Origin of the sequence: Solwaraspora sp. WMMB762 (assembly GCF_049179115.1) — a bacterium.
Taxonomy (GTDB): Bacteria; Actinomycetota; Actinomycetes; order Mycobacteriales; family Micromonosporaceae; genus Micromonospora_E.
In genome coordinates this window covers 4,865,573-4,886,809 of sequence record NZ_JBMHMD010000001.1, presented here as the reverse complement: position 1 = coordinate 4,886,809, position 21,237 = coordinate 4,865,573, and the positions used below count along the sequence as shown (strand labels likewise).

At 72.0% G+C, this 21,237-nt stretch carries 16 protein-coding genes and 1 pseudogene; 12 read left to right on the top strand and 5 right to left on the bottom strand.

The features are described from left to right. Positions 1–68 precede the first annotated feature (68 nt). From ACN27J_RS21715 to ACN27J_RS21690, 6 genes and pseudogenes are all read left to right on the top strand, one after another. A complete protein-coding gene (locus ACN27J_RS21715) occupies positions 69–3,371 on the top strand; it encodes a UvrD-helicase domain-containing protein (RefSeq protein ID WP_421368982.1) in 3,303 nt (1,100 codons plus the stop codon). A gap of 196 nt (positions 3,372–3,567) precedes the next feature. Beyond that, positions 3,568–4,506: an LppU/SCO3897 family protein gene (locus tag ACN27J_RS21710; RefSeq protein ID WP_421368980.1), complete on the top strand. Its 939-nt coding sequence runs from the start codon at positions 3,568–3,570 to the stop codon at positions 4,504–4,506. Between the two features lie 145 nt (positions 4,507–4,651). Continuing rightward, positions 4,652–5,440: an LppU/SCO3897 family protein gene (locus ACN27J_RS21705; RefSeq protein ID WP_421368979.1), complete on the top strand. Its 789-nt coding sequence runs from the start codon at positions 4,652–4,654 to the stop codon at positions 5,438–5,440. Positions 5,441–5,630: 190 nt separating this feature from the next. Then, complete coding sequence (locus tag ACN27J_RS21700; RefSeq protein ID WP_421368976.1) at positions 5,631–6,935, top strand: ATP-binding protein; 1,305 nt, start codon at positions 5,631–5,633, stop codon at positions 6,933–6,935. 92 nt (positions 6,936–7,027) lie between these two features. Continuing rightward, a complete protein-coding gene (locus tag ACN27J_RS21695) occupies positions 7,028–7,594 on the top strand; it encodes a DoxX family membrane protein (RefSeq protein WP_421368974.1) in 567 nt (188 codons plus the stop codon). A 246-nt stretch (positions 7,595–7,840) separates the two neighbouring features. Beyond that, positions 7,841–9,367, top strand: a pseudogene (locus ACN27J_RS21690) (glycosyltransferase 87 family protein); the annotation flags it as partial. 52 nt (positions 9,368–9,419) lie between these two features. Here ACN27J_RS21690 and ACN27J_RS21685 read toward each other — a convergent pair. The 4 genes from ACN27J_RS21685 to moaC all read right to left on the bottom strand — a co-directional run bounded on the left by ACN27J_RS21685 (position 9,420) and on the right by moaC (position 12,153). Next, complete coding sequence (locus ACN27J_RS21685; protein ID WP_421368971.1) at positions 9,420–9,857, bottom strand: molybdenum cofactor biosynthesis protein MoaE; 438 nt, start codon at positions 9,855–9,857, stop codon at positions 9,420–9,422. Continuing rightward, positions 9,854–11,116 carry a molybdopterin molybdotransferase MoeA gene (locus ACN27J_RS21680; RefSeq protein WP_421368968.1) on the bottom strand — a complete coding sequence of 421 codons (1,263 nt, stop codon included), beginning with the start codon at positions 11,114–11,116 and terminating at the stop codon, positions 9,854–9,856. Before ACN27J_RS21680 ends, ACN27J_RS21685 begins: the two co-directional genes overlap by 4 nt. A gap of 66 nt (positions 11,117–11,182) precedes the next feature. Next, on the bottom strand, positions 11,183–11,689 hold the full coding sequence (locus ACN27J_RS21675) for a MogA/MoaB family molybdenum cofactor biosynthesis protein (protein WP_421372374.1): 507 nt from the start codon (positions 11,687–11,689) through the stop codon (positions 11,183–11,185). Beyond that, positions 11,662–12,153, bottom strand: coding sequence for a cyclic pyranopterin monophosphate synthase MoaC (gene moaC, locus ACN27J_RS21670; protein ID WP_421368965.1), 492 nt, complete (start codon positions 12,151–12,153; stop codon positions 11,662–11,664). Before moaC ends, ACN27J_RS21675 begins: the two co-directional genes overlap by 28 nt. Before the next feature lie 483 nt (positions 12,154–12,636). Here moaC and ACN27J_RS21665 point away from each other — a divergent pair, with 483 nt between their 5' ends. The 6 genes from ACN27J_RS21665 to ACN27J_RS21640 all read left to right on the top strand — a co-directional run bounded on the left by ACN27J_RS21665 (position 12,637) and on the right by ACN27J_RS21640 (position 18,505). Then, a complete protein-coding gene (locus ACN27J_RS21665) occupies positions 12,637–15,171 on the top strand; it encodes a putative bifunctional diguanylate cyclase/phosphodiesterase (protein WP_421368963.1) in 2,535 nt (844 codons plus the stop codon). Positions 15,172–15,283: 112 nt separating this feature from the next. After that, positions 15,284–16,579 (top strand): glycosyltransferase 87 family protein, encoded by a 1,296-nt coding sequence (locus ACN27J_RS21660; RefSeq protein ID WP_421372372.1) that lies wholly within the window; start codon positions 15,284–15,286, stop codon positions 16,577–16,579. Beyond that, positions 16,579–17,001 carry a fluoride efflux transporter FluC gene (locus ACN27J_RS21655; RefSeq protein ID WP_421372370.1) on the top strand — a complete coding sequence of 141 codons (423 nt, stop codon included), beginning with the start codon at positions 16,579–16,581 and terminating at the stop codon, positions 16,999–17,001. Before ACN27J_RS21660 ends, ACN27J_RS21655 begins: the two co-directional genes overlap by 1 nt. A 35-nt stretch (positions 17,002–17,036) precedes the next feature. Continuing rightward, positions 17,037–17,408, top strand: a complete 372-nt coding sequence (locus ACN27J_RS21650; protein ID WP_421368960.1) for a fluoride efflux transporter FluC — start codon at positions 17,037–17,039, stop codon at positions 17,406–17,408. Positions 17,409–17,478: 70 nt separating this feature from the next. Next, positions 17,479–18,111 (top strand): phosphoribosyltransferase, encoded by a 633-nt coding sequence (locus tag ACN27J_RS21645; RefSeq protein WP_421368957.1) that lies wholly within the window; start codon positions 17,479–17,481, stop codon positions 18,109–18,111. A 25-nt stretch (positions 18,112–18,136) separates the two neighbouring features. Continuing rightward, positions 18,137–18,505 (top strand): zf-TFIIB domain-containing protein, encoded by a 369-nt coding sequence (locus ACN27J_RS21640; RefSeq protein ID WP_278172929.1) that lies wholly within the window; start codon positions 18,137–18,139, stop codon positions 18,503–18,505. Positions 18,506–18,606: 101 nt separating this feature from the next. On the opposite strand, the gene dnaB is transcribed toward ACN27J_RS21640, so the two are convergent. Beyond that, a complete protein-coding gene (gene dnaB, locus ACN27J_RS21635; protein WP_421368955.1) occupies positions 18,607–20,949 on the bottom strand; it encodes a replicative DNA helicase in 2,343 nt (780 codons plus the stop codon). Between the last annotated feature and the right edge of the window lie 288 nt (positions 20,950–21,237).

Genomic DNA, 21,237 nt, shown 5'->3' with positions numbered 1-21,237 from the left:
AGTCACGTCTCGCGGGTTTCCGCGCGTGGCGACACGCCGGGCGGCCCGGTCACGTGACAGGATGCGGCGTGCCCCCGTACCGCGCCGTGCCCTCTCCCGGCTCCGCCACGGGACCCGGGCCCTTCATCGCCGACCTGCACATCCACTCCCGGTACTCGCGTGCCTGCAGCCGGGACCTGAACATGTCGAACCTGGCCTGGTGGGCCCGGCGCAAGGGCGTCAGCCTGCTCGGTACCGGTGACTTCACCCATCCGGCGTGGTTCGAGCATCTGCGGGAGTCGCTGCGCCCGGCCGAGCCGGGGCTGTACCGGCTCAGCCCGGAGGCCGAGCGGGACGTCGCCCGCCGGCTGCCGCCCCGGCTGGCCAGCGCGGCCGAGACCGACCCGGTGCGGTACATGCTCAGCGTCGAGATCTCGACGATCTACAAGCGTGGCGACCGGACCCGCAAGGTGCACCATCTGATCTACCTGCCGGACCTGGACGCGGTGGCCCGGTTCAACACGGCACTGGGCCGGATCGGCAACCTCGGTTCCGACGGCCGGCCGATCCTCGGGCTGGACTCCCGCGACCTGCTGGAGATCACCCTGGAGGCGAGCGCGGACGGCTATCTGGTGCCGGCGCACATCTGGACGCCGTGGTTCTCCGCGCTCGGCTCCAAGTCCGGCTTCGACGCGATCGCCGACTGCTACGCCGACCTGGCCGGGCACATCTTCGCCGTCGAGACCGGGCTGTCGTCGGATCCGGCGATGAACTGGCGGGTGTCCAGCCTCGACGGCTACCAGCTGGTCTCGAACTCCGACGCGCATTCACCGCCGGCGCTGGCCCGGGAGGCCACCGTGCTGGACAGCGCGCTGGACTACTACGCAGTACGGGAGGCGCTGCGCACCGGCGACGGGCTGGTCGGCACCATCGAGTTCTTCCCCGAGGAGGGCAAGTACCACGCCGACGGGCACCGCAACTGCGGCGTCAACTGGGCCCCGGAGCAGACCCGGCAGGCCGCCGGTCGCTGCCCGCAGTGCGGCAAACCGCTCACCGTCGGGGTACTCAGCCGGGTCGAGGATCTCGCCGACCGGCCCGACGGGCACCGGCCGGCCAACGCCAAGCAGGTCACCCACCTGGTGGCGCTGCCGGAGATCGTCGGCGAGATCAACCAGGTCGGTGCCCGGTCGAAGACCGTCGAGGGTCAGGTGGTCAACCTGGTCGCCGCGCTCGGCCCCGAACTGGACATCCTGACCAAGGTGCCGGTGGACGACATCCGGCGGGCCGGCGGTGAACTGCTCGGTGAGGCGATCACCCGGCTGCGTCGCGGCGAGGTCCGTCGGGTGCCGGGCTACGACGGCGAGTACGGGGTGATCACCCTGTTCGCGCCCGGTGAGCTGGCCACCGGTGGTGGTGCCGGTCAGCCGGAGGCGCTGTTCGACGTACCCGTGCCGGCGCAGCGCCCGGCCGACGGGCCGGTGGCCGCCGACGAACCGGCACCGGCCGGTGCCCGGCGCGGCGGACAGTCCAGGGCCGGAACCGGACAGTCCAAGGCCGGGGCCGGCCGGTCCGGCTCCGGTGGGCGGCCGACACGGCCGGGCCGGGCCGGGCGGGCCGGGCAAGAGCCGGCGGCACCGCCGATCCCGCCGCCACCGACGCCGTCGCCGCACGAGCCGTTCGAGCCGATGCTGGCCGGCATGGAGGAGGTCGGCACCGGGCTGCTGGACCGGCTCGACGCGATGCAGCGGGTCGCCGCGTCCGCGCCGGGCGGGCCGCTGCTGATCGTCGCCGGGCCGGGCACCGGCAAGACCCGGACGCTGACCCATCGGATCGCGTACCTGTGCGCCGAGCTGAACGTCTTTCCGGAGCGCTGCCTGGCGATCACCTTCACCCGCCGGGCCGCCGAGGAGCTACGCCACCGGCTCGACGGACTGCTCGGCCCGGTGGCCGAGGACGTCACCGTGGCCACCTTCCACTCGCTGGGGTTGACGATCCTGCGGGAGAACCCGAAGGCCGCCGGGTTGCCGGCGACGTTCCGCATCGCCGACGACACCGAGCGGGATCGGGCCCGCGCCGAGGCCGGCGAGGACGACGCCACGTACGCCAAGCTGCTGCGCGCGGCCGGCCTGGTCGACCTGGACGAGCTGGTCACCCTGCCGCTGCGGCTGCTGCGCGACGACCAGAAGCTGGTGGCCCGCTACCGGGACCGCTGGCGGTGGATCTTCGTCGACGAATACCAGGACGTCGACGCCGACCAGTACGAGCTGCTGCGGCTGCTCAGCCCGGCGGACGGCAACCTGTGCGCGATCGGCGACCCGGACCAGGCGATCTACTCGTTCCGGGGCGCCGACGTGGGCTACTTCCTGCGCTTCTCGGAGGACTTCGTCGACGCCCGGCTGGTCCGGCTGGCCCGCAACTACCGGTCGGCGGCGCCGATCCTGGCCGCCGCGGTGCAGGCCATCGCGCCCGGTTCACTGGTCCGCGGCCGGCGGTTGGAGCCGGCCCGACTCGATCCGCAGGCGCCGCTGATCGGGCTCTACCCCGCCGGTACGGCCGCCGACGAGGCGGCGTTCGTGGTGCGTACGGTCGACGAACTCGTCGGCGGGATCTCGCACCGTTCGTTGGATTCCGGGCGGATCGACGGGCAGACGTCGTCGGTGTCGTTCTCCGACATCGCCGTGCTGTACCGCACCGACGCGCAGTCCGGCCCGATCGTGGACGCACTGACCCGGGCCGGGGTGCCGGTGCAGAAGCGGTCGCACAACCGGCTGCGGGACCGGCCGGGGGTGGCGGCGATCGCCCGCGAGCTGCGCCATGCCGGTGGTGGGCTGGACGGTTCGCTGGCCGCCCGGGTCCGGCTCGCCGGGCAGGTGCTGGCCGACCGGCTCACCACGCCGACGCTGGACCTGCCGGCCGGGCCGCAGCTGTCGCCGGCGGACATCTGGTCGGCGGTGGAGCTGCTCACCCCGCTGGCCCGTCGCTGCGGCGACGACCTGCCGATGCTGCTGTCCCAGCTGGAGACCGGCGCCGAGGTGGACGCGCTGGACCCACGGGCCGAGGCGGTGACCCTGCTCACCCTGCACGCGGCGAAGGGCCTGGAGTTCCCGGTGGTCTTCCTGGTCGGCTGTGAGGACGGCCTGCTACCGCTGCGCTTCCCCGGCACTACGCCGACCGATGACGACGTCGCCGAGGAGCGGCGGCTGTTCTTCGTCGGCCTGACCCGGGCCCAGGACCGGCTCTACCTCTCGCATGCCCGCCGCCGGGCCCGGCACGGCAGCGAGCGGGAGACCCGGCCGACGCCGTTCCTGGACGCGATCGACGCGGGGCTGTTCGACCGGCTCGGCGACGAGGGGCCACGCCGCCCCAAGGACCGCCAGCTCCGCCTGCTGTAGGGGCTGGTCGGACCGCCGCCGGCCCGGTCACTCGCAACTGCCGGACCCGGTGCATCGTCGGGCCATGATGCGGTTGGCCGGCGGTTGGCGCGCTTCGGGGAGGTGAGCGGTTGGGGTGCTCACGCTACGGTGACGTCTGTCATCACCGACCCGAGCGGGTGGCCAGGGCCGGAACCGCCGTGCAGGAGGACAGGACATGTCGCAATACGGACCGCCCGGCGGGCCGTACCCGGGTGAGCAGCCAGACCGGTGGCCCGAGCATCAGCAGCCGTCGGAGCCGTACCGGGAGCCGTCCGATCCCTGGGGCGGGCCGCCCGGTCCCTGGGGTGACGCGCCCACCGAGGCACCGGGCCAGCAGTGGCACGGCGGCGCGCAGCCGGACTGGTCGACCGGGCAGCCTCCGCCCGCCGGTCCCGACTGGCAGGGGTACGGGCAGCACACGTCGGCCGGCGACCAGAACTGGCATTCGCCGACCCAACCGGCCCAGGGCTGGGCCGGAGCCGAGGACCAGACGTGGCAGCAGTCCGGCGGTGACCAGCCGTGGCAGCAGCCGGGCGGAGGCCAGCAGCCGTACCCCGACGGCGGCCAGCAGCAGCCGGGCGCGGCACCAGCGTGGGAGCCGGCGGCGGAACCACGCCGTTCCGGGCGCGGTGGGCTGAGCGGCGGACTGCTCGCCGTGTTGATCGGTCTGACGGTGCTGCTCTGCGGGGGCGGCGCGGCCGGCATCTACGTTCTGACCCGCGATGAGACGCCGGACGCTGGGGCGGAGTTGACGGCACCGACCTCCGAGCCGGACGACGCGCCGTCCGCGGCCCCGTCAGAGCAGCCCGAGCCGACCGCCGGGGCCGACCAGCCCAGCCCCACTCCGACTCCGACCTCGTCGAACGACGCCCGGTTCGTCGACGTCGGGCAGTGCGTCCGCAACGAGGCCGAGGTGGAGGAGGAGACGCCGGTCCTGACGATCACGGATTGTGACTCCGGCGCGTACGAGGTGCTCGCCCGCTTCGATGGTGTGACCGACGGCGAAGAGGACGCCAAGACCAAGTGCGCGGACGTCGAGGGCTACACCAACTGGTATTTCTTCAACAGTCAGCTCGACGCCCTGGATTTCGTGCTCTGTCTCAGGCAGCGGTGAACTGACCGGTGAGGCTGCCGCCGGATGGCAGCCGTTGGTTACCGTTCCGGTAGCACAGTTGATCCGCTGGACCCCTGCCCGGCGGGTGAGATTCGTGCCAGGCGGGCAGCGCCCCGCCTGATCCAGCGACGACGCTAGGGAGATCATGTCCAGCTACGGTCCGCCGGGCTACCCCGGTCCGGGACAGCCCGACGACCCCGCCGGTCAGTCCGGTTACCCGCCGCCTGGTTCCGGTTACCCACCTCCGGGCTCCGGTTACCCACCTCCGGGCTCCGGTGCCCCTGATCCGACCACGCCCTACTCTTCGCCGTACCAGCCTGGCGGCTACCCACCGCCGACTTCCGGTGGCGGCGCCTACCCACCACCGCCGACCTCGGGTGGCGGTGGGTACCCGCCACCGCCCGGATCGGGTGGTGGCTTCCCACCGCCACCGCCGCCGGGTTGGGGTCCGCCGCCGCCCGGGATGCCCGGTGCCCCACCGCCGAAGAAGTCACGTACCGGGCTCATCATCGGGCTGGTGATCGGCGCGGTGGTGTTGCTGCTGCTCTGCGGCTGCGGTGTGATCGGGTTGTTCGCGTTGGCCGACAGCGGCACCTCGACCGCCAGCGAGGAATTGCCGACGGTCGACGTTTCGACCGGCGCGCCCGACGATCAGCAGGGCGAGGACTCCAGTTCGCTGCCGCCGCCCGACAGCAGTCTCGACCTGATCGTGGTCGGCGACTGTGTGGTCAACGACGGTTCCGACGAGGACGCGGTGCTGCGCAAGGTTGCCTGCGATCCGGGCACCTTCGAGGTACTGGCCCGCATTCCGCTGACCACCGACACGGAACGCTGTGACGATCCGATCTTCGGCCACCCGGACACCGACACCACCTACACGCACGACACCGGTGAGCAGCTGCTCAACTACGTGCTCTGTATGAAGGAGCTCTGACCGGGAACCGCTCTCGACCGATGACTAGGGCTTTCTAGCTGTCACGCTAGAGAGCCCTAGTCATTGCTCGACGGTCCGACAGGGGCTCGGCGGGCGGGTCGGCCGAGGTGTCGACGGACGTCGGCCGACACGATCGGGACCTATACCCGGTTCTAGCGCAGACGCTAGACGGCCCGATACGGTGCCAGACATGGATCCGATCCGGAATCCGTACGCCCCCGGCGCCGGCCAACGCCCACCCGAACTCGCCGGCCGCGGCCGCGAGCTCGACGTCTTCGACGTGGTCCTGGAACGCGTCGCCCGGGGCCGGCCGGAGCGCAGCCTGATGCTCACCGGCCTACGCGGGGTGGGCAAGACCGTCCTGCTCAACGCGCTCCGTTCGCAGGCCATCGCCCGGCTCTGGGGCACCGGCAAGATCGAGGCCCGGCCGGACCAGTCGCTGCGCCGCCCGGTTGCCGCCGCACTACACATGGCGGTACGCGAGCTCGCGCCCCGGCACCGGGCACCCGAGCGGATCGACGACTTTCTCGGCGTACTGAAGGCCTTCGCGCTGCGCGCGAACCCGCCGGCCGCCGGCGGACGTGGCAACGCCCAGCCTCGGCTGCGCGACCGCTGGCAGCCGGGCATCGACGTGCCGGCGGCGACCGGGCGGGCCGACTCCGGCGACATCGAGATCGACCTCGTGGAGCTGTTCACCGACGCTGCGGCGGTGGCCACCGACGTCGGCACCGGGATCGCGCTTTTCATTGACGAGATGCAGGACGTCGACGCGACCGACGTCTCCGCGCTCTGTGCGGCCTGTCACGAGTTGTCGCAGCTCGGCGGGCCGCTGATCGTCGTCGGAGCCGGGCTGCCGCACCTGCCGGCGGTACTCTCCGCCGCCAAGTCCTACTCCGAACGACTGTTCCGCTACCAGCGGATCGACCGGTTGGACCGGGTCGCCGCCGACCAGGCGCTCACCGCGCCGGCCGCCCGCGAGCAGGTCGAGTACGAGGCGAAGGCGCTCGACCTGCTCTACGACAAGTCCGGCGGATACCCGTACTTCGTACAGGCCTACGGCAAGGCCACCTGGGACCATGCTCCGCGCTCGCCGATCACCGCCGCCGACGTGCGGGTCGCCGCGCCGGAGGCGGAAGCGGAACTCGCGGTCGGGTTCTTCGGGTCCCGGTTCGAACGGGCCACCCCGGCGGAACGCGAGTACATGCGGGCGATGGCCGTGCTCGCCTCGGCGACCCCGGGGGACGGCCCGGCACCGGCCGTCCAGGGATACCACGACGAAACGAGCGATGGACCACTGGACCCGGCGGCGACGGCGGACATCGACCCGGCGGTGCCGACCGCCGAGATCGCCCGATCCCTCGGCCGGAAACCGGCCAGCTTGTCGCCGGCCCGGGATGCCCTGATCAAGAAGGGGCTGATTTACTCGGGTGAGCGCGGCACGGTCGCGTTCACCGTGCCGCACTTCGGCCGGTACCTGCGCACCCAGCCCGGTTGACCACGCCCGGTGCGGCCCGGCAACCTTGCCGCGATGCGACAGCTCACCGGTTTGCCGGGTAACAGACCGCCCAACCGGGTATGACAAGGAGCATGAGACCCGTACGCACCACTGCCCGCGCTCTGCTCAGCGGCATCTTCATCGTCAGCGGCGCCCGTGCGGTGGCCAGCCCCGCGCAGTACGCCGACCGGGCGAAGACGGTCACCGACCGGGTCGCTCCGATGATCGAACGGGCCGCGCCCCGACTGCCGACCGACACCGAGAGTCTGGTCCGGCTGCACGGTGCCACCCAGCTCGCCGGTGGCCTGCTGTTGGCGACCGGTCGGCTGACCCGGCCGGCCGCGGCGGTACTGGCGGCCTCGCTGGTGCCCACCACGGTGGCCGGTCATCCATTCTGGTCGGCGACGGAACCGACCGAACGACAACTCCATCAGGTGCACTTTCTCAAGAATCTGGGCCTTCTGGGCGGGCTGCTGCTCGCTGCGGCCGATACTGAGGGTCGGCCGGGTCTACGTTGGCGGACCAGCCGGGCCGTCCGGCAGAGCCGGCGCTCGGTGCGGCGGAGCCGACGGTCGGTGCGGCGGGCGGTGCACTCGGCGCGTCGGGACGCCCGGATCGCGGTCCGGTCCGCCGCCACCGCCCGGCGACTGCCCGGCTGACCTGTAGATCCGGCCGAACGACGACCCGAACGAGGGCGGTAAATATCGGACTTCAGTGCGTAGTGAGCACCGAAAACCACGAAAGAGATAGAACACAGCACACAGCGTTAACGCGGTGGAAATATCGCGAACTAGTGTGGGATCGGACACGGTAGGGTAACGCGCCCGCCCCCGGACGCCGCTGCGTTCTAGGCTCGGACGGGCACTGAGCAGACTCTGCATTCAACGACCGGGGGTGGGTAGATCATGGTGACGGACGTCCGATCCCGGGTCCGTCGTCTCGCCCCACTGGGTCGGCGTCGTCTGGCGCCACTGAGCCGTCGCCTCGCGCCACTGAGCCGTCGCCGCGCGCCACTGAGCCGCCTGGTTCGCGACGTCGAGCGCGGCACGCTCGTGCGGCTCGGCCTCGTCGCGCTGGCCTGCTACGCCGCCTGGTACGCGATCGGCATGTTCGGCCGGCCGTACAACTTCTTCGACATGCGCATCTACCACGGCGCGATCATGTGGTGGGCCAACGGCGGCGACCTGTACGCATTCATCGCACCGGAAACCACCCTGGGCTTCACCTATCCACCATTCGCCGGCCTCACCATGCTGCCGATGGCGGTGGTTCCGATGATCACCGCCGGCTGGCTCAACGTCGCATTCGGTATCGCCGCCCTCACCGTCGTGCTGGCGGTGCTACTCGGCCCGATCGCCGACCGCTGCGGCTGGCCGCGCTGGTTCACCGTCGGTCTCGCGGTGCCCCTCGCCGTGGCCATCGAACCGTCCCGGGAAACCCTCGGGTACGGGCAGGTCAATCTGCTGCTGTTCGGCCTGATCATCGCCGACCTGGTCGCGTTGCGCTGGCGCGCCGCGCCCACGCCGCACCGGCTGGCCACCGGCGGCCCACTGCGCCGGATCTTCTTCAGCGGCATCTGGGCCGGCGCCGGCATCGGTTTGGCCAGCTCGATCAAGCTGACTCCCGCCCTGTTCATCGTCTACCTGCTGATCACCAGGCAGTGGCGGGCGGCCACCACCGCGATCGGCACCGCCGCCGCAGTCACCGTCGGCGCGATGATCGTCGCCGCCGACGAGTCGGCCGCCTACTTCACCTCGGTGCTGTGGGACACCGGCCGGGTCGGGGTGTCGGACATGACCCCGAACCAGTCGCTGGCCGGCCTGCTGGCCCGGCTCTACGACTCGATGGAGACCCCCGGCCTGCTCTGGATCTCGTTCGCCCTGCTGCTGCTGGCGCTCGGGCTGTCCCGGGCCGCTCACGCCCACGCGGACGGCGACGAGTTGACCGCGTTCACCCTGATCGGCCTCACCGCCAACGTGATCAGCCCGATCAGCTGGTCGCACCACCTGGTCTTCGTGATCCCGGCGATCATCGTGCTGGCCGACGCGGCGCTGCGGCGCCGCAGCGCCAGCAAGGGGCTGATCTCGCGGCGCACCTACCCGCCCACTGGTGCCGGCATCAGCGGCGTGGCCGGGCTACGAACCCCGATCTGGTTCCCCGCCCTCACCGGGATGCGGCACGCCACCGCCGCGATCGCGCTCTACCTGCTCTTCCTGGTGTCGCCGATCTGGCCGTACGAGCACCAGTTGCCACAGGTCTCGCACTACCACGACGGCCTGTTCGGCGTACTGATGGAAAACTCGCTCGCCCTGGCGCTGATCGCGCTCGTCGCGGCGCTGCCCTGGCGGCCCGGAGCCGAGCCGGCGTTCTACACCGACCCGCGACCGCAGATCCGGCACCGCCAGCCGGCTGCTCCGACCGGCACCGGGCTTCCTGACGCCCGGACCGGCACCGGGCAGTCCGACGCCCGAACCTCCGGTCAGGTCAGGGGCAGTTGACCCACTCCTCGGTGCCATCGGCGAAAATCTGCCGCTTCCAGATCGGCAGCCGGGCCTTCGCCTCATCGACGAGCCGGGCGCAGGCGGCGAAGGCCGCCGCCCGGTGCGCGGTGCTGACCGCCGCCACCAGGGCCACTTCACCGATGGCAAGCGGCCCCAGCCGGTGCGACACGGCGACGGCGTGCACCGCCGGATCGGCGGCCACCTCGTCGGCGACCTCCCGCAGCACGTCCTCGGCGCTGGGATGGCCCTCGTACTCCAGGCTGAGTACCGACCGGCCGTGGTCGTGGTCGCGGACCACGCCCTGAAAGGACACCACCGCGCCGGCCCGTGGGTCGGTGACCGCCGCCTCGTGGGCGGCCAGGTCGAGCGGTTGCGAGGTCACCGACACCAGAACGACAGGTCGGGTGGTCGGAACGGTCACGGCAGACGCTCCCCGGGCAGCAGTGGCAACGGTACGACGGGCACCTCGTCGTCGGGGCGGCCGCTACCGCCCGGCGGGATCACCGCGAAGCCGGCGGCGGCAGCCAGCCCGCGCAGCATCGCCGACCCGACGTGCCGCAGCGGGTACGCGGTACCGGTCACCGGATCGACCCGTACCAGGGCAAGGTGGGTGAAGTCACCACGACCCGGCACCGCCGCCCCCAGCCGGTGCCGGGGCAGGGTCGGCAGCGGCCTGCCCTGCAACCCGGCGAGCAGCGGCGCGACCAGTGACACCAGGGCGACGATCGCGGACTGCGGGTTGCCGGGCAGCCCGGCGACGAACCGGTCCCGCCCGTCGGCACCGGTCACCCGGGCGACCAGCATCGGGAACCCGGGTCGGACCGCGACCGTGTTGACCACGTACTCGGCACCGAGCTCGGCCAGCGCCGGATGCAGGTGGTCCACCGGGCCGTGCATGGTGCCGCCCGTGGTGCAGACCAGATCGGCGCCGGCCAGCGCCGACCGCAGCCCGTCGACGTGTGCGGCGAGGGTGTCGGCGACCGGCCCGGTCACCGCCTCGGCAGGCAGTTCGCAGCCGTACCGGCGCAGCCATCCGGGCACCGCCGGGCCGAGCGCGTCGCGCACCCGACCGGCGCCGGGTGGCCCGGTGGTCAGCAGTTCGTCGCCGAAGACCAGCAGGCCGGCCCGGATCCGCTGATACACCGGCAGGTCGTCGTAGCCGCAGGAGGCGGCGAGGCCGATCACCCCGGGGTCGACCGGCGTACCGGCCGGCAGCAGTTCCTCGCCGGCCGACGCCTCTTCGCCGGGCGAGCGCCACTCCGGCTGCGGCCGTGGCTCGCCGCGTACCAGTCCGGTGTCGTCGCGCGTCGACTCCTCGACCCGCAGCACACTGGTGGCCCCGGCGGGGACCATCGCGCCGGTGGCGATCTGCACCGCGGTGCCGTCGTCGGACAGCTCCGGCGGCACCCCGCCGGCCAGCACCCGGCCCACCACCCGCCACGGGGCGCCGCCGCGCACCGCCCAGCCGTCGACGCTGGCGGTACGGAAGGCCGGTAGGTCGGTCAGGGTGGTCAGCGGCGCGGCGAGGGTGGTCCCGTCGGCCTGTGGCAACGGCAGCCGGACCACCGGGCGGCGGGCGGCCCGGCCGGCGGCGTGCACCAGGGCGCGGGCCTGCCCCCAGTCGACGGGTGGGTGCCCGGCGGCCGGGGCGGCCCTGCCGGTCGTCGGTTCGGCGCTCACCGACCGAGCCTATCCGCTGGCCGGGTGCGGCCGGGGGTGCCGGTGGTGTCAGCCGGGCCGGTGGTGTCAGCCGCGGGGGTGGTCGCCGCCGGCCAGCTGGTCGAGCGCGTGGCGCAGGATCGGCCCGAGCACGGCCAGGCCGTCGCGGGCACCGCCGGTGGAGCCGGGCAGGTTGACGATCAACGTACGACCGGCCACCCCGGCGATGCCCCGGGACAGCGCAGCGGTCGGCACCGCCGACCGGCTGACCGCCCGGATCGCCTCGGCGATCCCCGGGATCTCGTAGTCGAGCACCGAGCGGGTCGCCTCCGGGGTGCGGTCGGTAGGGGTGATCCCGGTACCGCCGCTGGTGACGACCAGCTGGACCCCGTCGGCGACCGCCCGGCGCAGCGCCTGCGTGACCGGTTCGCCGTCGGCGACGACCAACGGGTCGTCGACCTGGCAGCCGAGGTCACGCAGACCGGACACCAGCAGCGGACCGCTGGTGTCGGAGTAGACGCCGGCGGCGGCGCGGTTGGAGGCGACCACCACCCGGGCGTACGGGCTCACGACCGGTCCGCCGGACGGTGCCAGTCGCCGGTCTTGCCGCCTTCCTTGGACAGCACCCGGACGTCGTCCAGCGTCGCAGCCGGGTCGACCGCCTTGATCATGTCGATCAGGGTCAGCCCGGCGGTGGCGACCGAGGTGAGGGCCTCCATCTCGACCCCGGTCCGGTCAGCGGTCCGCACCGTGGCGGTGATCTCGATGGAGTCCGCGGTCAGCGCCAGGTCGACGACCACACCGTGCAGCGCGATCGGATGACACAGCGGGACCAGGTCGGGGGTGCGCTTGGCACCCATGATGCCGGCGATCCGGGCGACGGCCAGTGCGTCGCCCTTGGGCAGGCCGTCGCGGCGCAGCAACTCGACGACCTCGCCGGTGGTACGCAGTCGTCCCGCTGCCACGGCACGGCGGACGGTCGGCGGCTTGGCGGTGACGTCCACCATCCGCGCAGCGCCCGTTTCATCGACATGGGTCAGGTTCGGTACCTCGGTCACCTGAACGAGCCTATCGAGCAGACCAGTCGGCCCTGGCTCGACCGCCACGGTTGGCGGCAGAGTTGGCATCAGGCCGGTCGTACCGGCGACCTGCCGGCCCGGATGTCACCTTCCACTTCTCCACCGACCCGCACTTCCCGGATCACCTTCGCGGATACCTACTACAGCCCTCAAATCGTGCACGCCTAAGGAATCCATAAGGTTATGAGCGAACCCGTTCGAATGCATTCCGTCGGCGATCAATAACCAACGGTGACAAACCGCCGCCATCTTCACTAATCATGCGCATATGGACATTTATCCGTATGCAAGTGGCATATCGCAACTCTATGGTTCTCCTGTCAGCAAGAGCCGGCAGCACCAACTGCCCAATCGAGTGGAGGGGAAGACCATGCGCAGCAACGAATGGTACTGATACTGTCGTCTACCGATGACGAGCAGTAGTTCTGCGGGCCACGCAGCGCAACAAGATCAGGAACGGGTGTGACCCGCACGGTTCGACGCGACAACGAGACCGATCGGCAGCTGGTGCTGCTCGTCGGTCTCGTCGCCGTTTGTGCGGTGGCCGTCGGCGTCTCGTCGCTCTACCTCGTCGCCGGGTCGCTGGTCACCACCCCCGACGAATTGGCGCTCGTCGCCGCCTTGGTCTTCCTCGCCGCAGTCGGGGTCACCGTCAAATGGCGCGTCCGTATCCGGTCGACGGCCCACGCCATCGCCTGGAGTGAAGTCGCCATCCTGGTCGGACTCGCGGTGGCACCCGCCACCCTGGTGGTGCTCTGCACCGGCCTGGGCGTCGGCCTCGCGATGATCGTGCAACGAATCGCCCGGATAAAGGCGACTTTCGCCGTCGCGAAGAACATGCTCGTCGCCGCCGCCGCTGGCGCCGTCCTACACACGCTGAACTGGGATCCGGAGCTGGCGATCTACAGCGCGGCGTTCTTCGGGCCGCTCGTCACCGCCTATGTCGTAGCGGTCGTGCTCGACGAGGTGCTCACCATCCCGGTCATTGCCCGCGACACCGGAACCGGACTGTGCGCCATCTTCCGGCACAACCTCGGACTCAGGATCTCCAGCGCGGTGATCCGGTTCCCGTTGATCGTCGCCATCCTGCTGATCCTCAAGGCGGACCAGTGGCTGCTGGTGACGATTCCACCAGTAGTGCTCTGCATCCACCTGGCCTACGCCGGACATGCCAGGGCCCGCGACGACCAGCAGGCCTGGCAGCGGCTCGCCCGGGCCACCGACGCGCTCAACGTCGTCGACCTCGACGCGGTGCTGTCCATCGCGGTGGTGCAGGCCGCCGACCTGTTCTCCACCGACCGGGTCGAGGTCGAACTCAACGAACCTGCCCGGCTGGTCCAAGGCAACAGCGACGGTGTGCAGTACGACGGCCCCACCGGCAGCGCCCCCACCCCGCACATGCGGACCGTGATCGCCGTACCGCTCGCCGGTCCGGGCAGCACCCTCAGCGTCGGCACCCTGCGGCTCTGCCTGACCGGCCCGGTCAAGTTCTCCGACCGGGAGCACTACACGCTGCGTACCTTCGCGTCCGCACTGTGCACGGCGGTCCGCAACGCCTCGCTCTACCGGCAGCTGAACCAGGACGCCGAACGGCACGCCCGCGAGGCCGCACAGGACGAACTGACCGGGCTGGCGAACCGGCGCCGGCTGATGGAGCACGGCTCCGAACTGCTCGGCCGACGGCGCACCGGCGGGATCACCGCGCTGCTCCTCGTCGACCTCAACCACTTCAAGGAGATCAACGACACGCTCGGCCACGGCGCCGGCGACAAGGTGCTGATCCAGGTCGCCCGGCGACTGTCCGCGAACGTGCAGCCCGGTGACCTGGTGGCCCGGCTCGGCGGCGACGAGTTCGCCGTACTGCTGACCACGCTGCCGGCTCCCGCGATCGCCGCGCACCGCGCGGACGCGCTACTCACCGCGATCTGTGAACCGATGGAACTCGACGGCATGCGGATAAACGTCGAGGCCAGTGGCGGCATCGCCGTCGCACCGGGCAGCGGCGGAATGGCCGAACTGCTGCGCCGCGCCGACGTGGCGATGTACCAGGCGAAGCGATCCGGCGGCCGGACCGCCGTCTACGCCCGCAGCCGGGACACCGCCGACGTCGGCCGGCTGGCGCTCGGCGGAGACCTGCGTCGGGCGGTCGCCCAGCACGAGTTCAACGTCGACTTCCAACCGATCGTCGACCTCGGCACCGGGGAGGTGATCGCCGCCGAGGCGCTCGCCCGCTGGCAGCACCCCGACCGGGGCCGTCTCGACCCGAAGCGCTTCCTGGAGACCGTCGAGCGCTCCGGTCTGCTCCCCGCGTTCGCCGACGCGGTCCTGGAGCAGTCCCTGATCGCCGCCGCCACCTGGCACGAATCCGGCTTCGTCCTGCCGGTCGCGGTCAACCTGTCCCCGCGCAGCCTGCTCGACCGGCGGTTCCCCGGTGCCGTACTGGCCCGGTTGCAGGCCCACGACGTCCCGCCCGACCGGCTCATCCTGGAACTGACCGAGACCCTTACCCTCAGCCAGCTCGAAGTCGTCGACCAGGTGCTCGGCCAACTGCGCGACGCCGGGGTACGGCTCGCCCTGGACGAGTTCGGCACCGGCTACTCGTCGCTGTCCATGCTGTCCCGGGTCCCGGTGCACGAGCTCAAGATCGCGCGTTCGTTCGTGATGAGCATGGAGACCTCCTCCGAATCGGCCGCCGTCATCCGGTCGACCGTCGACCTCGGCCGCAGCCTCGGCCTGGCCGTCGTCGCCGAGGGCGTGGAGAGCGAGCCACAGCGCCACGCGTTGTGGACGATCGGCTGCACCGCCGGTCAGGGACACCTGTTCGCCCGGCCGATGCCGGCCCACCGGCTGCTCACCGCGCTGCAGTGCGGATCCGGCGGCCGACCCGGCAGCCTGGCCAGTCCACTGCACGACGAAGGCGCCGTCGTCCGCATCGACCAGACCCGCCGGGCAGGCCAACGGCACCGGAACGAGAAGGTACCGCACCTGCCAGCCTGACCGTTCTGTCAGACTTGCCGGCGTGACCGTCACGGCGGCCGGGCCCGCAGCTCGCCAGCGCCGCCCGGCTGGCCCGGCCCGGCGGTGGCGGGCCGTCGCCACCCGCCGCTGGGTGCAACTGGACCGGAGCGCCGACGGTCTCGTCGGCGACCTGGCCCTCTATCTGCTCTCCGCAGTCTTCGCGGCGGTCACCGCGGTCGCCTCCACGCTCGCCCCGCACCGGGCCTGGGGGGCCGTCGCGGTTGTCGGCTACGCGGCCGCCGCCCTCGTCGTGGTCGGCCAACTCGTCGTCCGGCGCGCCGCGACCCGCCAGCGGCTGACCGGCGGCGTCGCCCGCGCGTGGCTGACCGGAGTCACCTGGGCGGCGGTGGTCGCGGTGCCCCTGGTCCGGCAGGCCGAGCAGCGAGCCGATGGCCGCACCGACCGGGCCCAGGAAGAGGTGGTCGTGGTCGACGACGGCGGTGCCTCCCGGCTGCTCGCCGACGGCAGCCCGTACCTGTCCGAACAGCAGATCGCGGCGCTGCCGGCGGACGAACGGCTACTCGGGTACCTGCCGTACCAGCCCGGAATGGCGATCTTCGGGCTACCCCGGGCGCTGGCCGGCACCGGTTGGTGGACCGATGCCCGGGTCTGGTTCGCCGTCGCCACCCTCGCCGCCCTGGCTGCGGCCCTCACTCTGGCGCGCCGCCGGGCCGGCCCGGCCGGCGATCGGGTACTCGTGCGCGCCGCTCAGCTCGGCACCGTACTGCCGATCGCCGCGCTGGCCATGAGCACCGGCGGCGACGACCTGCCGGTGCTGGCCCTCGCCCTGCTCGCCCTGGTGCTCTGCGCCAGCGGCCGGTACGCGGCGGCGGGGGCGGCCATCGGCGCGGCGGCCGCGCTCAAGCTGTTCGCCTGGCCGGTCCTGCTGGTGCTGCTCTGCCACGCCGCCACCCGTGGTCGACGGGCCGTGGGCCGGGTCGCGGCCGGTGGGATCACCCTGCCGCTGCTCGCCCTGCTGCCGGTGGCAGTGGTCGACCACGCAGCGCTGATCCACAACGTGCTCGGCTTCCCACTCGGTGCCGGCATGGTCTCCAGCCCGGCGGCCTCGCCACTGCCCGGCATGCTGATCGCCACCTGGTTGCCCGGCGGGCGGATCGTCGCCAGCGGGTTGCTGCTGCTCGCCGGATTCGCCATCGCGGTACGGCTGGTCCGCCGGCCGCCGCGGACCGCCGCCACCGCGGCCCTGATCTGCGGCCTCGGCCTGCTGGCCGCGACGCTGCTGCTGCCGTCGACCCGGTTCGGCTACCTGCTCTACCCGGTCGCCCTGTTCAGCTGGGTTCCTGTGCTCCGGGTCGCCGAGGTGCCGGCGCGGGCGTTCGCGCCGGACCGTGACGGGCTGGTGCCGGCGTACGGGCCCGACCGGTGATGCCCCGGGGGTCGGCGGCACCGGCGGTCCTCGCCGCGGTGGCTGTCGGCGGCGCGGCCGGAGCGGCCGCCCGCTACGGCATCGCCGCCAGCTGGCCGGGCCTGGCCGAGGATGGCCTGCCCTGGCCGACCCTGGTCACCAACTTCGTCGGATGTACGTTGATCGGTGTCCTGATGCGGGTGGTCACCGCCGTGCCCCAGCCGCACCGGCTGCTCCGGCCGTTTCTCGGTGCCGGCGTACTCGGCGGCTTCACCACCTTCTCGGTCCAGACTCTGGAGGTCGCCGACCTGCTCGCCGCCGGACGGCCCTGGCTGGCCGCAGGCTACGCGCTCGGCACCCTGGCGGGCGCGCTGGTCGCGGTCTGGCTCGGCGGCGCGGCGGCCCGGCCGCTCGCCGACCGGATCGCGCGGCGGGTCCGGTGACCCGACCCGCATCCGAGAAATTCGGGAGGTACGGGATGAGTCTGCTCCTGGTGATGTGTGGCGGGGCGGTCGGCGCGCTGGTTCGCTACCTCACCGACCGGGTCGTGGTGGGACTCGGTCAGCCCAGCTTCTGGGGCACCTTCCTGGTCAACCTCGCCGGGGCTGCGCTGATCGGCGTACTCGCCGGTGCCGGACTGACCGGTGCCGGCTGGCTGGCCCGGCTACTCGCCACCGGCCTCTGCGGCGCGCTGACCACGTACTCGACCTTCGCCTACGAGGTGGTCCAGTTGGCCGGCGGCTCCGCGCGGGATCGCTGGACGGCCGCCGGCTACGCCACCGGTACCCTGCTGGCCGGATTCGCCGCGCTGCTGGTCGGCCGCCTGGCCGGCGACATCCTGGCAGGGTGACCGCGACCGTCGGTGTGGAATCCGCCGACCCGGCGGCGGGCGGGCGGGAAACGGCGTACACCTTGAGGACATGGAGATGGAATACCGGGACCGCCGCGACGCCGGGGAGCAGTTGGCCGGGCAGTTGGCGCAGTTGCGGGGGCGACCGGACGTCGTCGTCCTCGGACTGTTGCGGGGCGGGGCACCGGTCGCGGCGGTGGTCGCCGACCAGCTCGACGTGGCGTACGACGTGCTGGTCATCCGCAAACTCGGTCTGCCGTCGGCGGCCGAGGTCGCCTTCGGCGCGATCGGGCCGGGCGGGGTGCGGGTGCTGAACCCGGAGATCGCCGACCAGCTCGACCCGGGACAGATCGCCCGGATCACCACCGAGGAGACCACCGAGTTGCGCCGCCGCGAGCGGCTGTTCCGGGGCGACCGGCCGCCGCTGGACCTGCGCGGCCGGACCGCCGTTCTGGTCGACGACGGGCTGGCCACCGGCGCGTCGGCCCGGGCAGCGGTCACGGTGAGTCGAAGCCTCGGTGCGGACCGGGTGGTGCTGGCGGTGCCGGTCGGCTCGGCCGAGGCGATCGGCACGCTCCAAGACGTGGTCGACGAGGTCGTCTGCCCGCTGCGGCCAACGGACTTCCGCGCCGTCGGTTGTTACTACCAGGATTTCCACCAGGTGTCCGACGACGAGGTCACCGCGTTGCCAGTCGGCAGGTGAGGATCCCAGCCGGTACCGTCGAGTCATGCAGATGAACTGTCCCAAGTGTCACGGCGCCATGCGGCAGTACGAGCGCAGTGGGATCACCGTCGACCAGTGCACCGAGTGTCGCGGCATTTTTCTGGACCGGGGCGAGCTGGAGCGCCTGCTGGACGCGGAGGCAGCCTGGAACGGTGGTGCCGGCGGCCAGCAGCCCGGTCAACCGCCCCGCCCGGCACCGAGCCCGGCCGGCGGATACCCGCCGCCTCCGCCACCCCCGCCGACGCACCACCAGCCCGGCTACCCGCCGCCGGCCCCGGCCTACCCGCCGGCTCCCGCCTACGGGCACCACGGCTACCACGGGCACTACCGGCACAAGCGGCAGAAGAGCTTCCTCAACCAGCTCTTCGACTGAGCCGGTGCCCCGGCGGTCCGGAACTCTGCGCTGGTTCGGAACTCTGCGCTGATCCGGGCCGCCGCGCTGCCGGGAGCGGGCGGCCGTCCCGGCATGGTGGCTCAGATCGCCATGTCGACGAACCGGGATAGGTGCAGCTGCGCGGCGACGGTCACCGTGTCGGTCGGCCCGTTCCGGTGCTTGGCGACGATGAAGTCCGCCTCGCCCGCCCGAGGCGACTCCTTGTCGTAGTAGTCATCTCGGTGCAACAGAATGACCACGTCCGCGTCCTGCTCGATCGACCCCGACTCGCGCAAATCGGACAATTGCGGCCGCTTGTCGGTACGCTGCTCAGGGCCACGGTTCAGCTGGCTGACCGCGATCACCGGGCACTCGACCTCCTTGGCCAGCAGTTTGAGCCCACGGGACAGGTCCGCGACCTCCTGCTGACGGCTCTCGGTGCGTTTCGGTGAGGTCATCAGCTGCAGGTAGTCGACGACGATCATCTTCAGGTCGTGCCGCTGCCGTAGCCGCCGCGCCTTGGCTCTGATCTCCATCAGGTTCATGTTCGGCGTGTCGTCGACGAAGAGCGGCGCCTCACTGATCTCGCCCATCCGCCGGGCCAGCTTCGTCCAGTCGTCGTCGGAGAGCTGGCCGGAGCGCAGGACATGCAACGGCACCTTCGCCTCGGCGGAGAGCAGCCGCATGACGATCTCCACCTTGCTCATCTCCAGCGAGAAGATCGCGCTGGCGTGACCGGCCCGGATCGCCGCGTTGCGGGCGAAGTCCATCGAGGCGGTCGAGTTGTGCGTCGGGATCATCGTCCGGCCGGCGAGATACAGGTGGTCGGCGTTGTCCACGGTGACGCAGCGCACCGGCACGCTGCGGACCGGTCGGACCGAGGTGATTCGTCGCTGTTGCTCGTCGTCGGTCTGGATGGTCACCGTGTAGACCGTGGATGGCGAGGTCATCCGGCCCCGGACGGTGGCCGCTGACACCGTGCAGTGCAGACCGAGGCTCGCCACCAACTCGCGTACCGTTTCGACAATCAGGCGCGAAGTGGTCCGGTACTCGTCCAGCCCGCCCGGGTTGCGGGTGCCGGCGGTGTCCAACAGACCGGTCAGCAGCGCCCGCCGCTGCCGCTCGGAGCTCCGCAGGTACGCGTCGGGGATCCGCCGGTCGACCTGGCGGTGGTCGGCAGCCGGGTCACCACCGGCAAGATCGACCCCCAACTGGTACGGCGGCACCGGCAGGTCGTCGCGGTCGGGCAGCGCCAAGGCACGGCAGTTCGCGACGGTGACCTCGGGATGCTCCGCCGGTGACCGGTCGAGCAGGTCCAGGATCTCCTCGGTGGTCAGTACCTGGGTGGCCCGCGCAGGTGCGGACTGGGCCGGTCGTGGCCGGGACCGGCCGGCCAGGGCCGGATCGGCCGAGACCGGTGCCGGGGTGACAGCGGCCAGCGCCACGGCGGCCGCTGCCGGTACCGGCACGGCGGGCCGGTGCGTCACCTGCCAGAGGTGGTCACCGTCGGCGACGATGGCCGAGCCGTCGGAGAACTCGACCTGGTAGGACCGTCCGCCGAGCAGGACGGCAGAGGTGCCGACGACCGTGGTGGGTCGACCGGCGGCGTCGAGTAGTCGGTCGCCGACCGCGACCTCACCCATGGTGGTCCAGCCGGTCGGGGTGGGCAGCGGGGTGTCCAGCGCCAGCGCCTTGCCGAGGCCGGGCCGGCCGGCGACGATGATCAACTGCCCGGGGTGCAGCCCGTTGAGCAACCGGTCCAGGTCGGTGAACCCGGTAGGCACCCCGGTCATCATGCCGGCCTGGGCACCGACCGCCTCGATCTCGTCGAGGGTCGGCTGCAGCATGTCGGCCAGGACCGCGAAGTCCTCGCTCACCCGCCGTTCCGTGACGTCGTACACCGCCTGCTGGGCGAGGTCGACGACGTCGTCGATGTCCCGTCCGCCGCCGGCGGCGGAACCGTACCCGAGCTGCACGATCTTGGTGCCGGCCTCGACGATGCGGCGCAGCACCGCGCGCTCGGCCACGATCCTGGCGTAGTAGGAGGCGTTGGCCGCGGTGGGCACGCTCGCGATCAGGGTGTGCAGGTACGGCGCGCCGCCGATCCGGCCCAGGTCACCCGAGTTGGCGAGCGCGGCGGAGACGGTGATCGCGTCCGCCGGCTCGCCTCGCCCGTACAGGTCCAGCACCGCGTCGAAGACCGTGGCGTGGATCGGGCGGTAGAAGTCGTTCGGTTTGAGGATCTCCACGACGTCGGCGATGGCGTCCTTGGAGAGCAGCATTCCGCCGAGGACGCACTGTTCGGCGGCGACGTCCTGGGGTGGCGTGCGGTCGAAGGGCTCACCGCCGGTGGGTGGACCGGGTGGCTTGGCCGGCGGGCCGGGTGGACCGGACGGGCGGGCCGGTGGCCGGGGCTCGGTCTGCAGGTCGTCCGTGATGGACATCCGGGCGCCCCCCTTCACTACATCACTGCCGCGAGTCAACTGCGCGGGTACGACATCGTCTGCTCGTGCGTCGTCGACGACCTGCGGTCGGGCCCACCAGGGACCGGGCGACCGGGGGGCGTCGCATCGGCGTGGGAGGGCTCCGGGAAACGATACGGACTTGCGGCGGCTTGCCCAAACACGGCGGTGGATGAACCTCTGGACAAGCTGTGGACAGGAGGGCACAGGCTGTGCACAACCTTGTGCACAGCCTGTGGAAAACTTGCCGCCAACCCGAGGAGATGCCCG